Source organism: Aquabacterium sp., assembly GCF_050725395.1.
Taxonomy (GTDB): domain Bacteria; phylum Pseudomonadota; class Gammaproteobacteria; order Burkholderiales; family Burkholderiaceae_C; genus Aquabacterium.
On the sequence record NZ_JBOHHL010000010.1, the window covers coordinates 61,570 to 78,587 of the forward strand.

Annotated in this window: 16 protein-coding genes; 8 read left to right on the forward strand and 8 right to left on the reverse strand. The window is 64.0% G+C overall.

Annotated elements, in window-relative coordinates; all coding sequences use genetic code 11:
- Positions 1–11 precede the first annotated feature (11 nt).
- Together ACREB4_RS08705 and ACREB4_RS08710 are read right to left on the reverse strand one after the other, a co-directional pair.
- Positions 12–1,622: an acyl-CoA carboxylase subunit beta gene (locus ACREB4_RS08705; RefSeq protein ID WP_431587826.1), complete on the reverse strand. Its 1,611-nt coding sequence runs from the start codon at positions 1,620–1,622 to the stop codon at positions 12–14.
- Between the two features lies 1 nt (position 1,623).
- Complete coding sequence (locus tag ACREB4_RS08710; RefSeq protein ID WP_431587827.1) at positions 1,624–2,559, reverse strand: SDR family oxidoreductase; 936 nt, start codon at positions 2,557–2,559, stop codon at positions 1,624–1,626.
- 121 nt (positions 2,560–2,680) lie between these two features.
- On the opposite strand from ACREB4_RS08710, the gene ACREB4_RS08715 reads away from it, so the two are divergent.
- Positions 2,681–3,118, forward strand: coding sequence for a MerR family transcriptional regulator (locus ACREB4_RS08715; RefSeq protein WP_431587828.1), 438 nt, complete (start codon positions 2,681–2,683; stop codon positions 3,116–3,118).
- Positions 3,119–3,131: 13 nt separating this feature from the next.
- Here ACREB4_RS08715 and ACREB4_RS08720 read toward each other — a convergent pair whose 3' ends face one another.
- From ACREB4_RS08720 to ACREB4_RS08730, 3 genes are all read right to left on the reverse strand, one after another.
- Complete coding sequence (locus ACREB4_RS08720) at positions 3,132–3,464, reverse strand: hypothetical protein (RefSeq protein WP_431587829.1); 333 nt, start codon at positions 3,462–3,464, stop codon at positions 3,132–3,134.
- A gap of 120 nt (positions 3,465–3,584) precedes the next feature.
- Entirely contained in the window at positions 3,585–3,911 is a 327-nt protein-coding gene (locus ACREB4_RS08725; protein WP_431587830.1) for an FxLYD domain-containing protein, read from the reverse strand.
- Positions 3,912–3,970: 59 nt separating this feature from the next.
- Positions 3,971–6,022 (reverse strand): serine hydrolase domain-containing protein, encoded by a 2,052-nt coding sequence (locus ACREB4_RS08730; RefSeq protein WP_431587831.1) that lies wholly within the window; start codon positions 6,020–6,022, stop codon positions 3,971–3,973.
- 373 nt (positions 6,023–6,395) lie between these two features.
- Between ACREB4_RS08730 and ACREB4_RS08735 the strand changes: the two genes are divergently transcribed.
- Positions 6,396–6,968, forward strand: a complete 573-nt coding sequence (locus ACREB4_RS08735; RefSeq protein ID WP_431587832.1) for a YceI family protein — start codon at positions 6,396–6,398, stop codon at positions 6,966–6,968.
- Positions 6,969–6,981: 13 nt separating this feature from the next.
- Here the strand turns inward: ACREB4_RS08735 and ACREB4_RS08740 are convergent, their stop codons facing one another.
- From ACREB4_RS08740 to ACREB4_RS08750, 3 genes are all read right to left on the reverse strand, one after another.
- Positions 6,982–7,653 (reverse strand): PilZ domain-containing protein, encoded by a 672-nt coding sequence (locus tag ACREB4_RS08740; RefSeq protein ID WP_431587833.1) that lies wholly within the window; start codon positions 7,651–7,653, stop codon positions 6,982–6,984.
- A gap of 147 nt (positions 7,654–7,800) precedes the next feature.
- A complete protein-coding gene (locus ACREB4_RS08745) occupies positions 7,801–8,223 on the reverse strand; it encodes a PilZ domain-containing protein (protein ID WP_431587834.1) in 423 nt (140 codons plus the stop codon).
- A gap of 139 nt (positions 8,224–8,362) precedes the next feature.
- On the reverse strand, positions 8,363–9,007 hold the full coding sequence (locus tag ACREB4_RS08750; RefSeq protein WP_431587835.1) for a TetR/AcrR family transcriptional regulator: 645 nt from the start codon (positions 9,005–9,007) through the stop codon (positions 8,363–8,365).
- Between the two features lie 280 nt (positions 9,008–9,287).
- Here ACREB4_RS08750 and ACREB4_RS08755 point away from each other — a divergent pair, with 280 nt between their 5' ends.
- The 6 genes from ACREB4_RS08755 to ACREB4_RS08780 all read left to right on the forward strand — a co-directional run bounded on the left by ACREB4_RS08755 (position 9,288) and on the right by ACREB4_RS08780 (position 17,004).
- Positions 9,288–10,442: an acyl-CoA dehydrogenase family protein gene (locus ACREB4_RS08755; RefSeq protein ID WP_431587836.1), complete on the forward strand. Its 1,155-nt coding sequence runs from the start codon at positions 9,288–9,290 to the stop codon at positions 10,440–10,442.
- A 29-nt stretch (positions 10,443–10,471) separates the two neighbouring features.
- Complete coding sequence (locus ACREB4_RS08760) at positions 10,472–11,677, forward strand: acetyl-CoA C-acetyltransferase (protein ID WP_431587837.1); 1,206 nt, start codon at positions 10,472–10,474, stop codon at positions 11,675–11,677.
- A 19-nt stretch (positions 11,678–11,696) separates the two neighbouring features.
- On the forward strand, positions 11,697–13,853 hold the full coding sequence (locus ACREB4_RS08765; RefSeq protein ID WP_431587838.1) for a 3-hydroxyacyl-CoA dehydrogenase NAD-binding domain-containing protein: 2,157 nt from the start codon (positions 11,697–11,699) through the stop codon (positions 13,851–13,853).
- On the forward strand, positions 13,850–14,878 hold the full coding sequence (locus tag ACREB4_RS08770) for a CaiB/BaiF CoA transferase family protein (RefSeq protein ID WP_431587839.1): 1,029 nt from the start codon (positions 13,850–13,852) through the stop codon (positions 14,876–14,878). Before ACREB4_RS08765 ends, ACREB4_RS08770 begins: the two co-directional genes overlap by 4 nt.
- Positions 14,875–16,032, forward strand: coding sequence for an acyl-CoA dehydrogenase family protein (locus ACREB4_RS08775; protein ID WP_431587840.1), 1,158 nt, complete (start codon positions 14,875–14,877; stop codon positions 16,030–16,032). The genes ACREB4_RS08770 and ACREB4_RS08775 overlap by 4 nt, the downstream gene beginning before the upstream one ends.
- A 96-nt stretch (positions 16,033–16,128) precedes the next feature.
- Complete coding sequence (locus ACREB4_RS08780) at positions 16,129–17,004, forward strand: metal-dependent hydrolase (protein ID WP_431587841.1); 876 nt, start codon at positions 16,129–16,131, stop codon at positions 17,002–17,004.
- The last annotated feature ends 14 nt before the right edge of the window (positions 17,005–17,018 follow it).

Below are 17,018 nucleotides of genomic sequence, written 5' to 3' on the forward strand. Positions count from 1 at the left end.
GGGTTCCTTCGTTACAGGCGTGCAACGCCAAAGGTGTTCGCGTTCAAAGTGCGCTGGGCGGCTTCCTTGGCCAGGTCCAGGCACATCGACAGCACGCGGCGGGTGTCGCGCGGGTCGATGATCCCGTCGTCCCACAGGTGCGCGGTGCCGAAGAGCACGCTGGATTCGGCATCCAGGCGCTTCTTGATCTCGTTGGACATGCCTTCCAGCATGGCGTCGTTCACGGGCATGCCGGCGCGTTCCATCTTGCCGCGCGTGACGATCTCCATCACCTTGGCTGCCTGCGCGCCGCCCATCACCGCCGTGCGCGCCGAAGGCCACGAGAAAATGAAGCGCGGATCGAAGCCCCGGCCGCACATGCCGTAGTTGCCCGCGCCAAAGGAGCCGCCCAGCACGATGGTGAACTTGGGCACGCGCGCATTGGCCACGGCCTGGATCATCTTGGCGCCATGCTTGATGGCCCCGGCGCGCTCGGCCGCCGAGCCCACCATGTAGCCGGTCGTGTTCTGCAGGAAGAGCAAAGGCGTGCCGCTTTGGTCGCACAGCTGGATGAACTGCGCGGCCTTGGTCGAGCCATTGGGCTGGATGGGGCCGTTGTTGCCCAGGATGCCCACCAGGTGCCCATTGAGGCGGGCGTGGCCGCACAAGGTCTCGGGCGCGAGGTTGGCCTTGAACTCCAGGAAGTCGGAGCCATCGACGATTCGGGCGATGACCTCGCGCGTGTCGAAGGGCTCACGCTCGTCGGCAGGGATGCAGCCCAGCAATTCTTCTTCATCGAACAAGGGCGCGGGCACTGGCAAAGCCGTCGGCACGCTGTCCCATTGCAGTTTGTCGACCAGCTCGCGGCACAAGGCCAGCGCGTGCGCGTCGTTGTCGCTCAGGTACTCGCCCAGGCCGGTCACTTCGGCGTGCATCTGGGCGCCGCCCAGGGCTTCGTCCGTGGTGTCTTCGCCGATGGCGGCCTTCACCAGGGGTGGCCCGGCCAGGTAGATGCTGGAACGATCCCGCACCAGGATCACATAGTCCGACAGGCCTGGCAGGTAAGCCCCACCTGCGGTCGACGAGCCATGCACCACCGCGATCTGCGGGATGCCCATGGCCGACAAGCGAGCCTGGTTGGCAAAACTGCGCCCGCCCTCCACGAAGATCTCGCTCTGGTACATCAGGTTGGCGCCGCCGCTTTCCACCAGGCAGATGATGGGCAGCTTGTTCTCGCGGGCGATTTCCTGCGCGCGCAGGGCTTTCTTCAAGCCCATGGGCGAAACCGTGCCGCCCTTGAGCGCGCTGTCGCTGGCACTGACCAGGCAGCGCTTGCCGCCCACCAGGCCGATGCCGATGATGGTGCCGCCGCCCAGCACATTCTTCTTGCCATCGTCGTCGTGCATGTTGAGGCCAGCCAGTGTGCTGATCTCGAGGAAGGGCGAATCGCGGTCGAGCAGTCGGGCCACGCGTTCACGCGGCAGCAACTGCCCGCGCTTGTCGAACTTGTCGCGCTTGGCGGCCGACTCGCGGCGCACCTGGGCCTCCAGCGCCTGCACCTCGGCCAGGCGCTCGCTCATCCGCTTCACATTGTTCTGAAAGGCCTCGGACTTGGGGTTCAAGGCGGAACGCAGAGCTGGCATGTCAGGCTTTCCCGTTCTTCTGTTGATCTTGCGCCGCGATGTCCTGCAGCACCTTGGGCACGCTGGACCGGTGGAAGCCATCGAAAGCCGGTGCCGGCTGGCCTCCCATTGAAGGCCAGGTGGCGCTGTGTAGGGGGGCGCCGCCATCGATCGGCAAGGTGATGCCGGTGATGAAGGTCGAGCCCGGACTCAGCAGGAAACAGATGGCCGAGCTGACCTCGGCCTCCAGGCCCATGCGACGCATCGGCAGGTTGTCCTTCAGGCCACGGATGACGGGCGCCATGGCGGGACCATACGCGTCCATGCCGCTGGAGGCAATCCAGCCTGGCGCCACCGCATTCACACGAACGCGCGCACCAGCCCATTCAAAGGCTGCCGTCTTCGTCAGGTTGACCATGCCCGCGCGCGCCGCGCCCGAGTGCGCCATGCCCGGCATGCCGTTCCACATGTCGGCGGTCATGTTGACGATGGCGCCGCCGTGCTTCTGCATCGATTGCAGGTAGACCTCGCGCGCCATCAGGAAGCCGCCGGTCAGGTTGTTGGCCACCACGGCCTCGAAGCCGCGCTTGGAAATGGCCTCCATCGGCGAGGGAAACTGCCCGCCCGCGTTGTTGACCAGGCCATGGATGCGGCCATGCTTGGCCACGATCTCTTTCACGGCGTTCTTCACGGCCTCGTCGTCGCGGATGTCGAAGGCGATCGAATCGACCTTGCCGCCGTCTTCCAGAATCTCGGCCGTGACCTTGGCCAGCTTTTCAGCGCTGCGCCCGGTGATGACGACGGTGGCACCCAAGGCCGCCAGTTCGTGCGCCACGCAACGCCCGATGCCGCTGCCACCGCCGGTGACGACGTGCACCTCGCCCTGGAACAGGCCGGGCTTGAGAACGCTGTCATAGCGCTTGGAAGCTGTGGGAGGGGCGTCGGCGGGATGCGTCATGACCTGGGCTTGTGTTGAAGGACCAGCACAAACTGTAGGTCATGCTGACGTTAACGTCAACAAGCTACACCATTGGGTAATCCCTCGAACCCATGGGGAAGGCATCGTTCATAATGCGGGGATGACGGAAGACAAGAACCCTGGTGACAGCGAGGCCCTGATGGGGATCGCCGAGATGTGCGCAGCCTTCGAGGTCTCGCCCCGCACGCTGCGTTTTTACGAAACCAAGGGTTTGCTGTCACCGCGTCGCCTGAATGGCACGCGGGTTTATTCCAAGGTCGACCGTGCCCGCCTGTCGCGCATCTTGCGCGCCAAATCGCTGGGCATGCCGCTGTCAGAGGTCAAAGCCTACCTTGACATGTATGGCGACCAGGGTGAAGGCCGCGTGCAGCAACTCACTTACGTGATCGAGACCACCGACGCCGCCATCCGGGATCTGGAAACGAAACGTGCCCAGATCGACACTTCGCTGGCCGAACTGCGGCTGATCAATGAACGCAGCCGCCAGGCGCTGGACAGCAAGCGTTCGTCGCCTTCAACCAAGGCCAAGCCGCGCTGACTGATCATCCCGATCAGCAGTCTTCGGCGCAGCGCGCCCGGGCCACGATGGTGCGGGCCATCACTTCGGCGTCGGAGCTCGCCTGCAACGGCGAGCGGCACAGGCCGGCGCGTTCGTAATTCACGTTTTCGTACAACTCGGCCATCGCGGGAAACGAGTCCAGCAATGGCTGCAGGGCCACGCCGGGCCCCACGGTGCGCAAGGCTTGGCTCAAACGCGCGGTCAGTTGCTGGTATTGCCGAGGACTGACCGAGCTGAAGCCGCGTTCGACGCGTTCCAGCGCATACGCCAGGGTCTCGATGATCGACAGTTGGGCGGAACCCGCCGTGGGCGAAGGTTGGGTCATGGCTGACATCTCCTGTTCGAAAACTTGCGAAGGCACCCACAGCATGTAGGGATGTGCAGGCGCCAATCAAGAGGCATGACCCGTAATCCCGTGTGTAAAAGCTGCATCGGCCCGCGGGGTTCAAAAGGTTTTCACATCGAAAGCTTTCACCGTGGTGAAAGGCACCTTGGGCGAAGCCTGGAATTTCCAGACACCGTCCGGCTCGATGTTGCTGGCCCGCGTTTCCGCATTGCCCACCAGGTTGCCCTGGCTGTCGTAAAGGTTGAAGTGGATCACCGCTTCCTTGATGACGCGGCCCGCCACATTGCGAGCCTCGCCGGTGAACGAACTGGTGGGAATGCCTGCGACCACATCCAGCGACCGGATCTGAAGCGATTCGTTGCTTTGCGCCACGACCACAAAGGCACTCGCGGCCATGAGGGCCGCGGTCAACCATTTCTTCATCATGATCACCTGAGAGGTTGATTGCGATGACTGTGCATCGCAATCAACGTGCCCAAGACCGATCAAGGCATGGTGTACACCGAGTCGAAGTAAGCCTTCTCAAGGATGCCCTGGGCGCCAGCGCCACCCGACACGTTCGAATTCAGGAACAGCACGCCCACCAAGCGGGGACCCACCACCGGGCCAAACACCGCCACCGACGTGCTGACCGTGTCACACACCTTGTTGGCGTCACAGTTCGCGCCCCAGCCGCCGTTCTTCTCGAGTTCGGTGTTCAAGACGACGTCCCAGCCCAGGCCACGCTTGCGCATGGTGTCGAACAGGTCCTTGCCCGCAGTGGCCGACAGGATCTTGCCGTCCTTGGCATTCAGGCTCAACAACACCTTGGCGATGTCTTCGGTCGACAGGTACCAACCCGCGGCACCACACACCAGGGACACGTCGCCGAAGTCGGTGCCGTGCGCATTGCTGCCCACGCCCTTGTAGGCATACGCATGGTTGTTGGACACGGGTGGCTTGCAGCTCACGCCCGCCTGACCCACGCGGTCGAACACATTCTGCTGCACCAGTTGCACATACTGATTGGCCAGTGTCTGGGGACGCGAACCCTGGTTGGCATCCTCGGCGAAGCCCGCCACCTTGGGCAACAGCACCCGCATGATCGCGAAGTTGTAGTTGCTGTAGCACCAGCCCATGTCAGTGGTGTTGATGGGGTTCATCGGATTGACCACATCGGACTTCTGGCATGAAGTCGAGCCCTTGGGGTTGACACTGGCCGTGAAGAATTTCTTGAGCTGCGCATAGTCCTGCGACACATTGCCATAGTCCTTGATGCCACTGCGCTGGCCCAACAGTTGCGAGAAAGTGATGCCCTTGACATAAGCACTGGCCGACGACCAATCGGCCGGCAGATAGGGCCCGATTGCCGCGTCCAGGCTGACACCGGCCTTGTCCAGGATGCGCACCGCGGCCACGGCCGTGACGAACTTGCTGACGCTGGCCACCGTGATTTTGGTGTTCGAGGCGAAGTCCAGGTCCCCGTCGACGTTGGTGCGCGCCTGCCCACCGCTGCCGAACTTGGGGTAGTTGCCCACGAAGAAGGAGTAACCCGTCACCTTGCCGTCCAGCTGGGCACGGATCTTCTTCTCGATCTCGCAGACCGACACGCAGGCCTTGCCATTGCAGACCGGCACGCTGGGCGGCACCTTGGCGTAATCGCTCCAGCCTTCCTTGACCAGCAGTGATTCAAGGTGGTCACCCATCGGCGTGTTCGCCTGGGCGCCACGCCAATCCATCACGCTGCGCAGCTGGATGCCGCAGGCCGCGCGGTACTGCTGGCTCCACTGGGCATATTGCTGGTCTTGCGGCAGCTGGGACTGGGCCGGGGGCAGCACCGCGTCGAGGTGCACGGTCAAGGTCTGCGATGCGCCAGCAGCCAGGGCGGGGATCGCGATCCTTGAACTGTTCTGGCGCATCAGCACATTGAAGTCCTTCAAGGACAACCACATCGGGTCGGTGGCCTGGTTGGTCTTGTTGCTCACACGCAAGGTCACGTCGGCACCTGCGTAGTGGATCTGCGTTTGTGGCACCACGCCGATCTTTTCGTCGTAGTTGATGATCTCGACCTTGGGGAACTTGGCCGGGTCACCCAACACGATGGGCGGCTGGGTGGTGTCGGGCACCTCCGTCACCGTCACGGTGGGCGATGCAGCGCCCAGGGCCACGTTGGCCGCGTTGTGCGGTGTCACCTTGATGTTGAACTTGGTGGCGGTGGCCACGGTGGGCGCCACCAGGAAGGCATTGGCCGGCAGGTTGAACCGCAGGAAATGGCCTGGCGTGGGCGCGGCGGCTTCACCACTGGCCACGACCTGGTTGGCGGCATTGGTCACCTGCCAGGTGCCCCCGGTGGCCGCGGCCTGGTCGGTGGTCCACTGCAAGGTGAGGATCTGCGGCTTGACCACGGTGACCGCGGTCTTCAGGAACTGGAACTCGCCGCTGCCCTCCACGATCTGCAGCGTGGCCGCCGCGATGGCGGTGGAGGGAAGGAAGGCGGCGCCCAGGCCGCCGATGATGAAAGCGCCTGCACCGAGCAGGGCATGTGAATTGAGTTTCATGAAGTATCCAGACAAAGTTAAAAAAATGGAGCGGGCAACCGCGAGCACCACCGCGCAACGCCAGCAGGCGGGGCGTCAGGTCATGAGGTCACGGAGGACATCGGAGCCGGCTGCGTTCCGATGAAATGAAGTTTGCGCAAGCCTCGTTTCAGCAGCGCTTCATCCAAAGAACACTTGTGTTGCAATTGTTGCGATGGAGGACCAGCCGTGTTGGCGTTGTGCTTTGCAATGCACAACAGGCGCCATTGGAATCAAACTGGACCCGGGGGTCGATCCCAAGCTGTAGGGGGTTTTGCCCCCCTACCCACCTCAGAGGGATAGGGACCCACTTCATGCTTAAACTGGGCCCCATCACACATCAAAAGGAGCCCCCATGAAGAAGCTGCTTGTCCTGTCATTGAACGCCCTGCTGGCCAGCGCCGCATGGGCCGCCCCGGTCACCTACACCATCGACCCGACCCACACCTTCCCCAGCTTCGAGGCCGACCACATGGGCATTTCGGTCTGGCGCGGCAAATTCAACAAGACCAGTGGCCAGGTCACGCTGGACAAGGCCGCAGGCACGGGCACCATCGACGTGACCATCGACACCAGCAGCGTCGACTTTGGCCTGGACATCATGAACGACAAGGCCCGCAGTGCCGAGCTGTTCGACACGGCCAAGTACCCGCAGGCGCGCTACAAGGGCAAGCTGGAGGGCTTCAGCAACGGCGCGCCCACACAGGCCGTGGGCGAGTTGACCTTGCACGGCGTGACCAAACCCGTCACGCTGAAGATCAACGGCTTCAAGTGCATCCCGCACCCCATGCTCAAGCGCGAGCTGTGCGGCGCAGACGCGGTGGCCACCTTCAACCGCGACGACTTCGGCATCGACGCGGGCAAGCCTTATGGCTTCAAGATGGCCGTGGACCTGCGCATCCAGGTGGAAGCGGTTCAGGCCCCCTGAGGCGGCCCACCGATCAAGCCTGCTCGGTCGATTGCTGAGCCAGGTAATGCAGGATCAGCTTGTCGCGCTGTGACACCGTCTTGAACGACATGCCCACGTGAACCCCGTCGCCCGCCTCGGCCTTGTGGCTGTGGCACAGGGCGGCGGGGATCTCGAGGTTGACCGCTTCGCCTTCGAAGTCGATGCCCACGGCCAGGTTCACCAGGTCGCCAATCGCACCCACCGTCGTCGGTGCGTGCACCATGGCGCCAAAGGGACTCACGTCGATCAAGGTGGCGTCGATGAAACTGGAGCCGCCAGGCAAGGCCAGCTTCGCCGGCAACGAGGTTTTCATGCGCATGGAGCGGCGCACCAACCGCGCCTTGACCACCTTGGGATACACCAGCAGCGCATAGGCGAAAGGCACTTCGAAGGTTTGGATGACCTGCGCCGTGAACGAGAAGGCGTGCTGGCCGGTGAAGCCCTGGACCGTGACCTCGTCCCCGGCTTTCAAGGGCGATTTGCCGCCGGTGGAGCCGTGGGGGCCCACCATCACACCCTTGCCTTCGATGGCCGCCAGGAATTGGGCCTCGAACTTGGCGGCGCCGGGCGCCGTGCCTTGTGTCTGCAAAGCGACACCGGGGCGCAGCTTGAGTGACCTCAGGCCCATTTCGGTGACGGGGGCCGGGTTCGTGTCGTTTGGCATAAGCCCTCTCGGTTGAAGAACGGCGGTTTTGGTTTTCAGTGTATGTCGGCCCAGGTGCGGGCCAACATGGCCAAGCCCGATTGCCTGGCAAAGCTACGCCATTCTGGAAGGCCGCGACAGCGTCGAGGGCACCATGCGCCCAGCGGCTCAGGACTTGTCGAGCGTGTTCTTGAAGCTGGACGCGGCCAGCTGCTCGCCCATCAGCGCTTGCAAGAATGCCGTCACGCGCTTCGTGTCGATGAAGACCACGCCGATGCGGAAATTGCGGGGCGAGGTGTAGGACGAATAAACCGCCTTGGCGCCCAGTTCGATGGATTCAGGCGGGCCGCCAGCCTGCCCTTCGAAGCGCACCTGGCACCGGCTGCCGGGGGCAATGGGCTTGTCGGTGCTGAGGGACAGCCCCAGTTGGCTGACATCGACGGTGGTGCCGACGCGGGTGCTGCCATCGGCCATGACCAATGAAATGGTTCGCCTGACGGCCAGGCGGGCGTGGATCCGGCGACTGGCACCCGACGCGGCATCGCCGGTTGAGTCAGCGCTGTCATTGGCCAAATGGGGCAAGCGACTCATGGATTGACCCTTGTAAAGCGAAGGCAAGCGCTCACATTTTATTCATGAAACGCCTCGCTTGACGAGTGTCTTCAGGCCAGCAGTTGTCGCCAGGCCACCGCCGGGGCCTTCAACGCCTGGCCGACCAGGCCATCCGCGCCTATTCGGGCAGTGACATCGCGCGCCACAAGATGTTGAAGAGTTCGTCGAACTGGTCGATCAGGGAACGGTCCTCGCGCCGCACGATGTGCATCAGCACCACGCGGCCGACGATGCCCATGAACACGTCCAGCAGGATCTTGCTGGACACCCGGTTGTTGAGCACCCCGCGCTGCTGGCCGTCCTTGAACACCCCCAGGAAGGCGCCCATCAGCTCGGGGCTTTCGTAGATGCGGATGTTGCGGTGGCGTGACACCGGCACGGCCGTGAACAGCAAGAGCATCACGGCCGGGTGCTTGTCCATGTAGTCCAGCGTGACCCAGCAGGTCTTGCGCAGGCGCTCGCGCGCGTCGTCGATGCCCTGAAGGTGGTCGATCATGCGTTCGGCCAGGCGGCCGAGCATCACGTCCAGCATGGCGTAGACCAAGGTTTCCTTGCTGCCGAAGTACTTGTAGATGGTCTGCAGGGACACATTGGCGGTCTTGGCCACGTCCAGCAGGCTCACATCGTGGAAATCCTGCCGCGAAAACAGGTCCAGCACCGCTTTCTCGATGCGCTTGAGCGTGTCGGGGCGCATGGTGGCCAGGATCGCCTGGCGGTCATCGGCCGCGGGATTCGGGGTGGGTGGGTTGGCGGTTGCACTCATGGGTCAGGCGGTTTCCAGCATGGAAATCAATATTACCAAATGATGCATCAGTGGGGCCCGCAAGTCATTTTTGCTTGCCAAGCCACCGCCCTGCCGCCAACATCTCCAGACTTTGCGGTGCACTACCACCAGAGGAATGCATGGCGACAACCCACTGAAGTTTGTCGCCTTTGCCGCCCTGCATGGTGGATCGATAAAAAGGTAATTCAGATTACCGAAATGATCCAAGCCATGCCGCACCGCAGCAATTTTGGCAAGAGCGATACCGAGGACACACACGATGGCGATTCAAAACTTCCCCGCGACCTGGATGACCGACGAACACAAGATGGTGTTCGAGTCAGCCAAGCGTTTCATGACCGAGCAGTGGGGCCCCAAGGACGAAGCATGGCGCCACGCCGGTGTGATGGACCGCCAGGCTTGGCTGGACGCAGGTGCCAACGGTTTCCTCTGCGCCTCCACGCCTGAAGAGTACGGCGGCGGCGGCGGCGATTTCGGCCACGAAGCGGCCCTGGTGCTGGCCCAGGGCGAAGCCTGCATCGGCGGCTTCGGCGGCTCGCTGCACTCGGGCATCGTCGCGCCCTACATCTTCCATTACGGCACCGAAGAACAAAAGAAGCGCTGGCTGCCCCGCCTGGCCACGGGCGAGCTGGTCAGCGCCATCGCCATGACCGAACCCGGCACGGGCTCCGACCTGCAAGGCGTGCGCACCCTGGCCCTGAAAGAAGGCGACACCTACAAGATCAACGGCAGCAAGACCTTCATCACCAATGGCCAACTGGCCAACCTGGTGATCGTGGTCGCCAAGACCGACAAGGACAAGGGCGCGCAAGGCATCTCGCTGTTCGTGGTCGAGACCGATGAAGCACCGGGGTTTCGCCGTGGCCGCAACCTCGACAAGATCGGCATGGACGCGCAGGACACCTCCGAGCTGTTCTTCGACGACGTCGTCGTGCCCGCCTCCAACCTGATTGGCGGCGCGGAAGGCATGGGCTTCTTCCAGCTGATGGAACAGCTGCCGCAAGAGCGCATGCTGGTTGCGCTGGCCGGCATCGCCGCGATGGAGCTGGCCATGAAGGTCACGCTCGAATACACGAAGGAGCGCAAGGCTTTTGGCAAGCCGATCTTCCAGTTCCAGAACACGCGCTTCAAACTGGCCGAATGCCAAGCTTTGCTGCTGGCCTCGCGCGCCCTGGTCGATGCCGCGATGGTGGAACACCTGCAAGGCAAGCTGGGCGTGGACCGCGCCGCGCTGATCAAGTACTGGGTCACCGACAACCAGTGCAAGCTGATCGACGAATGCCTGCAGCTCTTCGGTGGCTACGGCTACATGAAGGAATACCCGATCGCGCGCCTGTGGGCCGATTCGCGTGTGCAGCGCATCTATGGCGGCACCAATGAAATCATGAAAGAGCTGGCTTCGCGCTTCCTCTGATCCTCACTCATTTTTCAAGGAGCTTCTCCATGACCGAAGCCTACATTTTCGACACCGTGCGCACGCCGCGCGGCAAAGGCAAGAAAGACGGCAGCCTGCACCAGGCCACGCCCGTGTGGCTGCTGCGCACGCTGCTGCAGGCGCTGCAAAGCCGCAACCAACTGGACACCTCGCTGGTCGATGACCTGGTGCTGGGCTGCGTGACGCCCGTGGGCGAACAAGGCGCCGACATCGCGCGCACCGCCGTGCTCGACGCGGGCTGGGCCCAGTCCGTCTCGGGCGTGACGCTGTCGCGCTTCTGCGCTTCCGGCCTGGAGGCCGTGAACCAGGCCGCCCAGCGCATCGGCTCGGGCATGGAAGACATGATCGTGGCCGGTGGCGTTGAATCGATGAGCCGCTGGCCCATGGGCAGCGACGGCGGCGCCTGGGTCATGGACCCGCGCATCAACAGTGGTACCGCCTTCGTGCCCCAAGGCATCAGCGCCGACCTGATCGCCACGCTGGAAGGCTTCAGCCGCGCCGACCTCGACGCTTATGCGTCCGAGTCCCACCGCCGCGCCGCCCTGGCCCAGGCCGAAGGCCGCTTCGACAAGTCCATCGTGCCAGTGAAGGATCTGAATGGCTTGCTGATGCTGGGCCGCGACGAAACCGTGCGCCCTGGCACTTCGGTGGAATCGCTCGCCAAGCTGATGCCCTCGTTCGAGATGATGGGCACCATGGGCTTCGACGCGACCGCGCTCGACAAGTACACCACCATCGAGAAGGTGGTCCACAGCCACCACGCCGGCAACTCCTCGGGCATCGTCGATGGCGCGGCCCTGGTGCTGTTGGGCAGCAAGGAAGCCGGCATCAAGGCTGGCCTGAAGCCACGGGCACGGGTGCGCATGTGCTCGGTCATCGGCTCCGAGCCCACCATCATGCTGACAGGCCCCACGCCGGCCTGCGTCAAGGCCCTGAACAAGCTGGGCATGACCGCGGGCGACATCGACTTGTGGGAAATCAACGAGGCCTTCGCCACCGTGCCCATGAAGACGGCCCGCGACCTGGGCGTGCCCCTGGACCGCGTGAACGTCAACGGCGGATCCATCGCCTTGGGCCACCCGCTGGGGGCCACCGGCGCCATCATCCTGGGCACGGCCCTGGATGAGCTTGAGCGCACCGGCAAGGCCACCGCGCTGGCCACTTTGTGCATCGGTGCCGGCATGGGCATCGCCACCATCATCGAACGCGTCTGATCTTCCGGAGGCACACACCATGACTCAATCACAAGCCTTCACCTTTGACATCGACGCCGACGGCATCGGCCTGGTCACCATCGACATGCCCGGCCGCGCGATGAACGTGCTCAACCCGACCTTGGTCGAGCCCTTCGCGGCGCTGGTCCAGCAACTGGAAACCGACGCGGCGCTCAAGGGCCTGGTCATCACCTCGGGCAAGCCGACCTTCATCGTGGGCGCCGACATCGACCAACTCACGCAGATCACTTCGGCTGAAGAAGCCTTCAAGTTGTGCGAAGACTTGAAGAGCATGCTGCGCCGCATGGAAAAGTGCGGCAAGCCCGTGGTGGCCGCGCTCAATGGCACCGCCCTGGGTGGCGGCCTGGAACTGGCCTTGGCCTGCCACGCCCGCATCGCGCTCGACGATCCCAAGCTGAAGCTGGGCCTGCCCGAAGTCAAGCTGGGCCTGCTGCCTGGCGGCGGCGGCACACAGCGCCTGCCGCGCATGATCGGCATCCAGAAGAGCTTCGAACTCATCACGCAGGGCAAGGAGTTGACCGCCGCCAAGGCCAAGGAAATGGGCCTGGTCACTGACCTCGCTTCGTCACGCGACGAACTCCTGGCCAAGGCACGCGCCTGGTGTGCCGCCAACCCCAAGGCCTCGCAGCCCTGGGACAACAAGGGCTTCCGCATCCCCGGCGGCGACAGCAAGAGCCCGGCCGTGGTCCAGGTGCTGGCCATCGCGCCGTCCATGGCGAATGCCAAGGCGCATGGCAACTACCCGGCCATCACGCACATCATGTCCTGCCTGTTCGAAGGCTGCCTGCTGGACTTCGATGCCGGCTCGCAAGTGGAGTCGCGTTACTTCGCGGCCTGCGTGGTGTCGCAGACGTCGAAGAACATGATCGGCACCTTGTGGCACCAGCTCAACGCCATCAAGAAGGGCCAGTCACGTCCCAAGGGCGTGGCTGAGAGCAAGGTCAAGAAGGTCGGCATTTTGGGCGCCGGCATGATGGGCGCGGGCATCGCCTACGTGTCGGCCAAGGTCGGCATCGACGTGGTGCTGCTGGACACCACGCAAGACAACGCGGACAAGGGCAAGGCCTATTCGCAAGGCCTGCTGGACAAGGCCATGGCCCGTGGCCGCAGCACGCCGGACAAGCGCGATGCGCTGCTGGCCCGCATCAAGACCACCACCTCGTACGACGACCTCGCCGGTTGCGACCTGGTGATCGAGGCCGTGTTCGAGGACCGCGCCATCAAGGCGGTCTGCACGCAAAAGGCCGAGGCGGTGATCCCCGCCAGCGCCGTGTACGCGTCCAACACGTCGACTTTGCCGATCACCGGCCTGGCCACCGCCAGCGCCCGCCCGCAGAACTTCATCGGCCTGCATTTCTTCTCGCCCGTGGACAAGATGCCCCTGGTGGAGATCATCGTCGGCAAGGAGACCTCGGACGAAACGCTGGCACGCGGTTTCGACTACGTGCTGCAGATCGGCAAGACGCCCATCGTGGTCAACGACAAGCGCGGCTTCTACACCTCGCGCGTGTTCACGACCTACATCATGGAAGGCATGGCCATGCTGGGCGAAGGCGTGCATCCGCGCTCCATCGAGGTGGCCGGCATGAAGGCGGGCATGCCCATGCCGCCGCTGGCCTTGCAAGATGAAGTCTCGCTGAGCCTGTCGCTGTACATCGCCGAGACCACGAAGAAAGACCTGATCGCCGAGGGCGGCCCGCTGCCTGCGGTGCACCCAGGCTTCGCCGTGGTGCAGAAGATCGGTGGCGAGCACGAGCGCATCGGCAAGAAGGCCAGCAAGGGCTTCTACGACTACAACGGCAAGGAGAAGTCGCTGTGGCCCGGCCTGCTGGAGGTCTACCCGCCTGTGGCCGATCAGCCTTCGCAACAAGAGCTGGTCGACCGCATGCTGTACGCGCAAGCCAACGAAGCGGCCCGCTGCTATGAAGAGAAGGTCGTGCGTTCGGTGGCCGACACCAACATCGGCTCGATCTTTGGCTGGGGCTTCGCGCCCAACCAGGGTGGCGCCTTGCAGTTCATCAACGCCGTCGGCGCCAAGCAGTTCGTCGAGCGCGCTCGCGAGCTGGCCGCGAAATACGGCCCGCGCTTCGAGCCCGCCGCCATCGTCGTCAAGCAGGCGCAAGAGGGCGGCCGCTTCGAAGACGTCGGCGCATGATCGGCGGCAGCCAGCTGCTGTCGGGCTTGCGCGTGATCGACATCACGCGCAACCTGCCCGGCCCCTTCGCCACGCGCATGCTGGCGAACCTGGGGGCCGAGGTGATCAAGGTCGAGCCGCCTGAGGGCGATCCGGCGCGCGCACTCGGGCCCCTGTTCAAGTCCTTGAACGATGGCAAGGAGTGCCGCACGCTGGACTTCAAGTCGGAAGCCGATCTCGCCCAGCTGCGCGACTGGCTGGCCAACGCGGACGTGCTGCTCGAGGGTTTCAGGCCCGGCATCATGGCCAGCATGGGCCTGGATTTCGCCAGCCTGAAGGCGTTGAACCCGCGCCTGGTCGTGTGTTCGATCACCGGCTATGGCCAGCGGGGCCTGTGGGCCCACCGGGCGGGCCATGACCTGAACTACATGGCCATGTCCGGCGCGCTCGACCAGATGCGCAGCGCGCAGGGTGAAGCCACCTTGTCCAACATCCAATGGGGCGACCTGGCCGGTGGCAGCTCGATGGCCTGCATCGCCACGCTGGCGGCCGTGTTCAGCGCCAGGCAAAGCGGCACCGGCTGCCATGTCGATGTCAGCATGACCCATGGCCTGTGGGCCCATCAGGTGATGCCACAGGCCACCGGCGCCATGCTCCAGCCCATGTTGGGCAAGCTGCCCGGCGCACGTGAAGACCTGCTCAACGGCGCCCTGCCCTGCTACAACCTTTACACCGCGCGAGATGGCCGCTCGCTGGCCATCGGCGCGCTGGAACACAAGTTCTGGAAAGCCACCTGCGACGTCCTGCAGCGGGCCGACTGGGCCCCGCAGCACTGGCAACGCGGCCTCATGCCCAACTCGCCCGAATCCAATGCACTGCGCGACCAGGTCGCCGCCCTGATCGCCACGCAACCCTTGTCGCACTGGGCCGAACGCTTCGCCGACGTCGATGCCTGCGTCACCCCCGTGCTGACCTTGGCCGAAGCGCAACAACACCCCTTGTTCACGGGCGACCAGACCCGCCAGCCCTGGACCATCACACCATGACCGACTCTGCCCTGTTCGTCGACTACTTCAACGACACGCACCGCCAAGCCCGCGAAGCCACCAAGCGCTTCGTCGACCAAGCCATCAAGCCGCACATCAACGACTGGGAAGAAGCCGGCACCTTCCCGCGCGAGTTGTACAAGCAACTGGCCGAGCTGGGCTTCCTGGGCATCGGCCACCCCGAGCAATGGGGCGGCGGCGGTGAGCACGATGTCTTCCTCAAACTGGCTGTCAGCGAAGAGCTGATGCGCAGCGGCTCCGGCGGTCTGGTCGCCAGCCTGGGCTCGCTCGACATCGGCTTGCCGCCTGTGTGGCGCGTGGGCTCCAAAGAGCTGCAGCAGCGCGTCGTCCCCGGCGTACTCAGCGGCAACAAGATCGCCGCCCTGGCCATCACCGAACCCAGTGGCGGCTCCGACGTGGCCAACCTGCGCACCCGCGCGGTCAAGGATGGCGGCCACTACATCGTCAACGGCGCCAAGACCTTCATCACCTCGGGCACGCGCGCCGACCACTACACCGTGGCCGTGCGCACCGGCGAGGCCGGCTACGCGGGCGTCTCGTTGCTGCTGATCGACCGCGAGACCCCGGGCTTCACTGTGGGCAAGCCGCTCAAGAAGATGGGCTGGTGGGCCTCCGACACGGCCGAGCTGTTCTTCAGCGATTGCCGCGTGCCTGTGGGCAACCTGCTCGGTCCCGAGAACTCGGGCTTCCTCACCATCATGATGAATTTCCAGGCCGAGCGTTTGGCCCTGGCCGTGATGGCCTACATGACGGCCCAACTGGCGCTGGAAGAATGCCTGGCCTACGTCAAGACACGCGAGACCTTCGGCAAGCCCCTGGCCAAGCACCAGGTCATCCGGCACAAGCTGGCCGAGATGGCCACGCGCGTCAACATCGCGCGTGAATACTCGTACCGATGCGCCGCGCAAATGCAGGCCGGCAAGCAGGCCGTCACCGAGGTCTCCATGGCCAAGAACTTCGCCACCGACGTGGCCGACTACGTCACCTACGAAGCCGTGCAGATCTTCGGCGGCATGGGCTACATGCGCGAATCACTGGTGGAGCGGCTCTACCGGGACAACCGCATCCTGTCCATCGGCGGCGGTACGCACGAGATCATGAACGAGATCATTGCCAAGCAACTCGGCCTGTGACTTTGTGCCAGCAAAGGACGCCCCCATGCCAATGCTGCACTGCGTTTGTCGCCCTCGATCATCCAAAGAAGGTTTTCAAAGCCTCAAGCTGACCCCATGATGAACACGCATTCTTCCGAACACCCCATCGTTCCCCGCGAGAAGCTCGACTTCGGGCTCGACGGCGACATCCCCCGTTTCTGGCTCGACAACGACCCCTTCAAGTCGCGCTTCTTCGACGCCATGTCCACCTTCTTTCCCGAAGGGGAGCGCTTCTTCATCTCGTGCGTGCGCGATTTCCGCGACCAGATCGACGACCCCAAGCTGCTGGCCGAGGTGAAAGATTTCACGCGCCAGGAAGGCCAGCACGGCATCGTGCACCGCCAGTTCAACGACCGCGTCAAGGCCCAAGGGGTTGACGTCGACCGCATCGAGCGCCTGACCGTGTTCCTGCTGTTCAAGGTCCTGCGCGTGTACCTGCCCAAGAAGGCCACGCTGGCCTTGACCGCCGCCTTCGAGCACATGACCGCGCTGATGGCCCACGGCTTCGAAGCCGCCAAGGTCATGGACAAGGCCGACCCGCGCATCCGCGCCATGTACACCTGGCACGCCATCGAAGAGGTCGAGCACAAGGCGGTGGCTTTCGATGTGATGCAGAAGGTCGCGAAGGTCGGCTATGTGCGCCGCGTCTTCGCGCTGATCCTGGCCACCATCGGCTTTCCCATCGGCACCTTCCTGGTCGTCAACCACATGTTGCAGGCCGATGGATTTGGCCTCTTCAAGCGCCTGGGCCTGATGGCCAAGGGCCTGTGGTGGTTGTACAAGCCCGGTGGGCTGTACATGCCCATCCTGGGGCATTTCATGGCCTACTTCAAACCCGGCTTCCACCCCTGGCAAACTGGCCAGATGGATGGCTATGCCGTGTGGCTGGAAACCTTCAACCGCACGGGCGATCCCATCGCCGCGGGCGACGCGTCCATCCGGTCCCACTGAACCCGGCGGCGCTG

Coding starts and splice junctions, on each gene's coding strand:
- ACREB4_RS08760 (WP_431587837.1), top strand. CDS start 10,472: ATGACCGAAGCCTACATTTTCGACACCGTGCGCACGCCGCGCGGCAAA.
- ACREB4_RS08740 (WP_431587833.1), bottom strand. CDS start 7,653: ATGCCAAACGACACGAACCCGGCCCCCGTCACCGAAATGGGCCTGAGG.
- ACREB4_RS08710 (WP_431587827.1), bottom strand. CDS start 2,559: ATGACGCATCCCGCCGACGCCCCTCCCACAGCTTCCAAGCGCTATGAC.
- ACREB4_RS08765 (WP_431587838.1), top strand. CDS start 11,697: ATGACTCAATCACAAGCCTTCACCTTTGACATCGACGCCGACGGCATC.
- ACREB4_RS08735 (WP_431587832.1), top strand. CDS start 6,396: ATGAAGAAGCTGCTTGTCCTGTCATTGAACGCCCTGCTGGCCAGCGCC.
- ACREB4_RS08715 (WP_431587828.1), top strand. CDS start 2,681: ATGACGGAAGACAAGAACCCTGGTGACAGCGAGGCCCTGATGGGGATC.
- ACREB4_RS08770 (WP_431587839.1), top strand. CDS start 13,850: ATGATCGGCGGCAGCCAGCTGCTGTCGGGCTTGCGCGTGATCGACATC.
- ACREB4_RS08725 (WP_431587830.1), bottom strand. CDS start 3,911: ATGATGAAGAAATGGTTGACCGCGGCCCTCATGGCCGCGAGTGCCTTT.
- ACREB4_RS08780 (WP_431587841.1), top strand. CDS start 16,129: ATGATGAACACGCATTCTTCCGAACACCCCATCGTTCCCCGCGAGAAG.
- ACREB4_RS08745 (WP_431587834.1), bottom strand. CDS start 8,223: ATGAGTCGCTTGCCCCATTTGGCCAATGACAGCGCTGACTCAACCGGC.
- ACREB4_RS08705 (WP_431587826.1), bottom strand. CDS start 1,622: ATGCCAGCTCTGCGTTCCGCCTTGAACCCCAAGTCCGAGGCCTTTCAG.
- ACREB4_RS08755 (WP_431587836.1), top strand. CDS start 9,288: ATGGCGATTCAAAACTTCCCCGCGACCTGGATGACCGACGAACACAAG.
- ACREB4_RS08720 (WP_431587829.1), bottom strand. CDS start 3,464: ATGACCCAACCTTCGCCCACGGCGGGTTCCGCCCAACTGTCGATCATC.
- ACREB4_RS08730 (WP_431587831.1), bottom strand. CDS start 6,022: ATGAAACTCAATTCACATGCCCTGCTCGGTGCAGGCGCTTTCATCATC.
- ACREB4_RS08750 (WP_431587835.1), bottom strand. CDS start 9,007: ATGAGTGCAACCGCCAACCCACCCACCCCGAATCCCGCGGCCGATGAC.
- ACREB4_RS08775 (WP_431587840.1), top strand. CDS start 14,875: ATGACCGACTCTGCCCTGTTCGTCGACTACTTCAACGACACGCACCGC.